1 protein-coding gene is annotated in these 5205 nt (G+C 42.9%); it reads right to left on the bottom strand.

The window, feature by feature from the left end:
* Nucleotides 1-5105: accessory Sec-dependent serine-rich glycoprotein adhesin (locus O3636_RS10515; RefSeq protein ID WP_371643083.1), on the bottom strand; the 5105-nt coding region annotated here is incomplete at its 3' end.
* Nucleotides 5106-5205: the final 100 nt, after the last annotated feature.

Raw genomic sequence — 5205 nt, forward strand, 5'->3', positions numbered from 1 at the left:
CTTGCTGAGGTGCTTGTTGAAGCTGACTCTGAGGCTTTCTTAGATGCAGACTCACTTGCTGACTTGCTTGTTGAGGCCGATTGTGACGCAACTTTAGATGCTGACAAGCTCACTGAGTTGCTTGCTGAGGCTGACTCTGAGGCTTTCTTAGATGCAGACTCACTTGCTGACTTGCTGGTTGAGGCCGATTGTGAAGCAACCTTAGATGCAGACTCACTTGCTGACTTGCTGGTTGAAGCCGATTGTGAAGCAACCTTAGATGCTGACTCACTTACTGACTTGCTGGTTGAAGCCGATTGTGAAGCAACCTTAGATGCTGACTCACTTACTGACTTGCTGGTTGAAGCCGATTGTGACGAAAGCTTAGATGCTGACAAGCTCACTGAGTTGCTTGCTGAGGCTGACTCTGAGGCTTTCTTAGCTGCTGATTCACTTACTGACTTGCTGGTTGAGGCCGATTGTGAGTAAGCAAGAGAAGCTGATAGGCTAGTTGAAGTACTTGCAGACGTTGATTTGTAAATCGAGTCTGATACAGTTGGTGTCACATCAGTATACGTATTATCTCTATAAGTAATTCTTACTGTTCCATCTGGACGCATGCTATATCCAGCATCTCCCGATTTAATACGATTTGCAACTTCAGGGTTTGAAGCTTTCACCGCAGCAATAACAGCTCTCTTATCGTCTTCAGTCAAGGTAGTTGCATTGGTTACTTGCACTGTCGGAGGTGTAACAGCTGGAATTTTATCTTTCAACTGACCCTGCTGAAGTATAAAATTGTTTCCTTGAGACCAATTGTTAGAAGGATCTTTAACTACAATCGAACGTTTCACTCTATTGCCAGAATTATATGGCAAATCTGAGTTAATTTGACCTTGATTCTCACCAGTGTCAACGGTGTACGGATTAGTCTCTGTAGCTGCTTTAGGAGTAGTATCGAGATTGGTTAGAGTTGCAGTTCCCCAAGGATCATGAAGTATATTCCTATTGGGAATAGTACTGTTACCATTGCTGTCACCTATTTTCACTGCAGTTTCGCTAATCATTCCACTGTTATCACTAAATTTAGTAATAAAGCGCAATTGATCACCTGCATAGAAAGTGTATATATTGAAAGTACCATCATTGCTCGTGATTGGAACTTCTTCCCATTGACCAGTTGTATTATTTTTTACTTGTACAGTTGTCTTAGCAACAGGTTTAACTGTTTCGCGAACCGTGAAGGTTACAGGTACTTCATCTGTTGAGCCATCTGGATAAGTAACTACTGCTGTACGTGTTACTTGATTATTGTTAACAGTTGGAGTTTCTCCGGATTTCCATGCGTAAGTCGTTGCTGTTCCTGCTGTTGTGCCTGTAGTTGGTAAATCAGATCTGTTCGCAATATAAGTCTCTGGTGAGTTATAGCCACTGATTGTACCATTTGTCGCTACATCGATTTTAGATCCTGTTACTGCTGTTGGTGTGTATTTATCATTCTGTTTACGAACTTCAATACGGACATAAGCATTGTTTGTGGCATTGGTAGCTCCATTATTATTATTCAAGTTAGCTGCATCATATCCAGTGATATAACGAGTCCATCCTACTGAAGCATTCGCAGTCTCAGGGATAGCTTGTCCTTTTCCAACTTGACCTGCAATATTAATCTTATATGGATTGCTAGCTGTCGCATTTCCTGCTTGTCCCAAGTTATTGCTTTTATCTGTAAAGGCAATGTTGGTTCCTTTTGCAGTATCACTGATTCGCGCTTGGTCTCTCACTGCAAAAGAAGTTGCAAGATCAAAGGTAGTTGTATTTCTATCATCTACTTTGGCTTTATTCAACTGACCGCTGTTATCTGTCAAGTTAACATCTACATTAAAGGCTTCTTCGCGGTAAACGATAATCTTATGTTCATTATCAACGATTGTCGCACCACTGTTAGCAGTCATGCTAGTAATCGTTGGTGCTACTGCATCCGGTGATTGGGCTGTTCCATTAGATGTCGCTCCGTTAGAGTTAAAGTTATAGCCTGTTGCTGTAACTGGGCTAAGGTCTTTAACTGTTGGTTCCGTGATAGAAACCACACCAGTACTTGAATTAAGCGTTACTCCTGATGGAAGTGTATCTGTGGTTTGCCACTGATTTCCAACTTTGTTTACGCTGATATTAGTAGCAGTAGTACTATTTGTAGGTGTGTAAGCAACCTTAAGTCGGTCCGTATTTGCCTGCGGAGTGATTGTAACACTACCATCGTTTGGTGTGCTAATTTGAGGAGCTGCAGGTGGATTTTCTTTTGCGACATCCTCGAAGAAGACATCTCTCGTATCGATAGAGTCTTTTCCTTCATTATCTTTATAGACAACTTGGACTTCTTTTGTCAATCCAACTTTACCACTTGTAATGGTTGCACCGGTCAAACCATGACTGTTCAAGACTTCTTGTTTTTCAGCTTCTGTCAGGGTTGAGCCCAACTTGCTCTTGTCCATTGTTGCAGGCAAGGCTAGGTAGACTGTTTTCCCATTATAAGTCGCTTTAACAGCCATTTCTTCATGATCACCTGAACCAAACTCTCTAGAAGTTCCTACCCAGTTTACAGAAGAGACGCGTAAATTTGCAAGACTATTGGTTTGTCCAGAAGCAACAAGGGTCGTATTTGGCAGAACCTCTGCACCACTACCATTTTGGTTTACTTGTTGCTTGTACTCGTCCATGTCAGCTGGCAAGGCAAATTTGTCAGCACTTGACATTACTTTTTCAAAGCCACGGATTACTGTTGCTGCGTCAGGAATAGTAGTTCCCTTGGCAATTTGATTTGTAGTACGTCCTTCATTAATGACAGGTTCATAGACATCCGCCTGGGTTACAATATGGAAAGGAAGGTCGTAGACCCCAGCACCTTGAACATTCGCTTTTAAATTGTAGCTTCCCTTTGAAAGTTTCATACCAGAACGTAGATTCGCGGTATACTGGATAGCAAAACTACTGTCATTACGTCCATCCATAGCATAGGTGACTGCTGCGTTAGAAAGTTCCGTTTTTCTTCCATCTACTCGGTCATAAATCTCTGCTATCGCATTAAGACCACTAGGTCTGGTAAAGTCGTTCAATCGCCCCCATTTTAGGAAGGTATTTGGCACACCGTTCTTCAATTGCAAGTAGTAACGTTCCTGAGAACCGTTCATCTGCATGTAGTTTCTATGACGTGAGTTTTCCAAAGAACGGAAACCAGCCATATAGTAGTCTTTCGTATTTTCCGCACTTGTCGTTGTATAAGTGATGCGGTATCCTTCTAGACGGGCAGAACCTTTAGGGTGAAAGGCATAGATGTTTGCGGTTGCGTTGTTAATTGTTTGGAAAGCAAAGTCACCTGCTTTTTTCACTTTGTCAGTAATTTTATCTGTCTGATAAAATACAGATGCGTCTCTATGAGCAAAGTCATCCAAAGATGTCAAACTTCCTTTTCCGACACCGTTTGGTCCAACACCACTGGCATCGTTATAGTAGAAAGAGCCACTGTTGTTGTCTGCATTCCCGACAGCCCAACGCATATCGCCTTGCTTGCTGTTAGTACGGAAGGCCGTATCACCATTTCCGCTACCCAAAAGATTCCATGCTCCACTTTGATTATCTTTTTGATAGAACTTCATCTCCGTAATAGTGTGGCCTTTTGGTACGGTAAAGTAGAAGTATGGGTTATCGTGCGGTTCTCCACCTTCGTTGAAGACAACTTCCCACTGAGTTGTTTGTCCCGAACGAGTAGCCTTCATATAGACTTGGCTTTTAATATCTGCAACTTGAACACGAGTGGCAACATTGGCTCTCCCTGGCGGTCTATCATTTGCCTGTCGTCCCTGAGTCGCATACAGGAAGGTTCCTTCTTTATAGATACCTCTTGCCTGAGAGTTGTGGGCAGTCGCATCAGTGTTCGTTACTACATATCCAACTGTAGCTGTGGAGAAACCATATCTTGCACTGTTAGGATCGTTTTCAGTTGCACCTCCTGGAGCCTCTCTGAAACTTACCCCTCGCTCCATTAGCGTACCATTTACAGCACTGCGTTTACCATTGCTTGCGCGGAGGACAACATTAGCGATAGATGCTTCTGCAGCCTTGGCTTGCTTGATAACTGCTGTTAGGTCAGCAGTTGGATTTTTCAGCGCTTCTTCGATAGCTGTTACGGCATCATTGACCTTAGCAACAGCTGCATCTGTATTTGGCAAACCAACAGACTTAGCTAGGTATTCACCCATAGAGGCTGAAATTTTAGAAAGACGTTTACGGTCTTCTTCAGCTTTTTTCGTTGCTGTTGCATCTGCAGATGCTGCAACAGCCGCATCTGTTGTCGCTGTCGTCAAGCTATTTGCTACAGAAGTAGGAGTGTCCAAGCTTTGACCAATGTGAGCAATCGTAGTCAAGTTACGATTGATAGCATCAGTAAGAGCTGTAGTTGCAGCCGGTTCTTCTTTACGAGTAGAAGCTGCACGATCTGCAACTGTCTCTGAAGAAGCAGTTGTCACAGACTCTGCAGTTGCAGGTTTGCTTGATTCTGAACTTGCTACTGATTGACTAGCTGATTCACTTAGAGAAACTGATTCGCTGAGAGAAGCTGACTCACTAAGAGATTTACTTGCGCTTTCTGATAGGCTTTGAGATTGACTATCGTTTTCTGATAGACTTTGAGACTGAGTCGTAGAGCCTGACTCTGGCTGACTAGCAGTGGTTGACTGAGTAGCACTTGCTGCTCCTTCTTCTGCCTTGTCTTTTACTGTCCCTAAAACCGCTGAATCTTTCAAGGCAAGAGGTTTTTCTCCTCCTACTTCTTTTTCAACCGTTACATTCTCATTTGCATATACATGTCCTTGAGTAGCCATCGCTCCCCCAAGCACCGTTCCAGCTGCCGCTATCCCTCTCAGGATATCCAAGCCTGTCAACGTACTTGAGTTGTGTTCTTCCACAACCTCTGTCACGACTTGAGCAGCATCTACACCGCCGCGTAAAACTTTAAAGAGTCCAAATTGAGAAGTTGAGGCACGCAGCCAATGCTTACCTGACTTGATCAATTTGAAACGGGTCACACGATCCGTCTCTCTATATTCACCGTTTTGGCGTCTAAAAAACATATTTTTAGATTCCTTCCTAATCGTTTTTATGTGTATTTGGCAATAAAATACCAAAATATATTATACACTTTAAATGCAAGTAATTCAATAAGTTCCAAAA

The sequence above is a fragment of the Streptococcus sp. 27098_8_76 genome (genome assembly GCF_041432315.1).
Classification (GTDB): domain Bacteria; phylum Bacillota; class Bacilli; order Lactobacillales; family Streptococcaceae; genus Streptococcus.